The 1,408-nt window shown below is 60.0% G+C and carries 2 protein-coding genes; one reads left to right on the forward strand and one right to left on the reverse strand.

Features of this window, described 5'->3' with window-relative positions:
- A partial coding sequence (locus tag HMPREF2736_RS07775; RefSeq protein ID WP_210384489.1) for an HtaA domain-containing protein occupies nucleotides 1-319 on the reverse strand: 319 nt, incomplete at its 3' end.
- Between the two features lie 134 nt (nucleotides 320-453).
- On the opposite strand from HMPREF2736_RS07775, the gene HMPREF2736_RS07780 reads away from it, so the two are divergent.
- Nucleotides 454-1,296 carry an HtaA domain-containing protein gene (locus HMPREF2736_RS07780; protein WP_167617571.1) on the forward strand — a complete coding sequence of 281 codons (843 nt, stop codon included), beginning with the start codon at nucleotides 454-456 and terminating at the stop codon, nucleotides 1,294-1,296.
- Nucleotides 1,297-1,408: the final 112 nt, after the last annotated feature.

A 1,408-nucleotide genomic window follows, 5' to 3' on the forward strand; every position in this document is an offset into this window, starting at 1 on the left:
CATTGGCGTCCAACTTCGAGTTGGCCGGGTTGAATTTGAAGCCATACTTCAGGGGAACTTCGCTTGACTGGAAACGCTGCGTCGGAGGGTTGTACTCCAAGAAGCCGCCGAAGTTATTCAGATCGCCTGGTTCGGTAACCTCAACCTTGCCCTGTGCAATTGGGCCGGTGAGGTAGTTGGAAAAGCTGCGCTTGAGGTTCCAATCAAGGCGCGCATCTTGCAGATTTGGCAGCGCCTCAGCCGCGATCGCGGATGGCACCGGCACCGCCCCAGCAACGAGCGCAAAGGTAGCGGCGCTCACAAACAACTTCTTCCTCATTGAAGCTCCCTCCAAATAGACTATAGGTAAGCCTAAGCTAACCATAATGAGGTAAGCCTTACCATAGGGGGTATTGTCCAGAAACTTTCCAGAATTAAGGGCATGGTAAGTAAATGCAGGCTAACCTATTGAGCATGAGGAAAACTGCCGCCCTGTGCACTGCCACAACAGTCGTTTTGAGCGCACTGATTACCCCCGTTGCAAACGCGGAAACCCCCGTCGGATCAGGTGTAGAAGCCTCCGGCACCGTCACGTGGCCCATCAAGGCCTCGTTCCTACGCTATGTCCAAGGCATTGCCGGCGGCGAGATCCATACCGCCGGAGGAACCAAGGCAATCACTGACACAAAAGGCAAGGTGACTGGCTTCGAATTCCCAGTCAACCCGCGCAGCACCGTCGTTGAGCAGGATCGCACGGTCGTTGACTTGGAGGGCTCGCTGCACTTCTACGGCCACGCCGGTCTCGGCAAGGGCGGGACGTGGGGCCTGAATCTGCGTTACGACGATCTCAAGATCCTCGTGACCGAGTCGACCACCGCCGCCATCACCGCCGACTACATCGTCGAGGGAGGACTTCCCGGCGCCCGAGCCGAGCGAAAGGTCGCGGATGATGCCACTTTGGCCACGTTCACACTCCCCCGCCCCATCACTGCCACCGTCGGCGGTGGCTACACAGCAGAAGTGACTCCTACGCTCGCCGCTGGTGGCGCGGCGTCGCTGCTCAACTATGACGAGGGCACTACGCTTAACGACGGTCGTTTGAACCTCACCCTGGCGTTTCACTCCAAGGGATCGGCCCCCACCCCGACACTGTCTGAGGAGCAGCAGTTCAAAGCGCAGGGCAGCGCGGCTGCCGACGCGAAAACGATCGGCATCGCTGGTGCCCTGCTCGCTGTGCTTGCTTTGTTGGGCGCGGGCGCGGCGTGGTTCTCAGGCCTGATACCAGGCCTGCCGCCTGCACCCGCTCTTTCCCTGTAGCTGGCGCGCTACTGGATCTCAGCCGGATCCTTGCGCTCCGGGTACACCTTCGGGCGCACGCCCGCGATGTCCTCGACGACGCGAACCACCTGGTGGGAGTAGCCGTACTCGT

The organism is Corynebacterium sp. HMSC036E10 (genome assembly GCF_001836265.1).
Lineage (GTDB): Bacteria > Actinomycetota > Actinomycetes > Mycobacteriales > Mycobacteriaceae > Corynebacterium > Corynebacterium coyleae.

Coding starts and splice junctions, on each gene's coding strand:
- HMPREF2736_RS07780 (WP_167617571.1), top strand. CDS start 454: ATGAGGAAAACTGCCGCCCTGTGCACTGCCACAACAGTCGTTTTGAGC.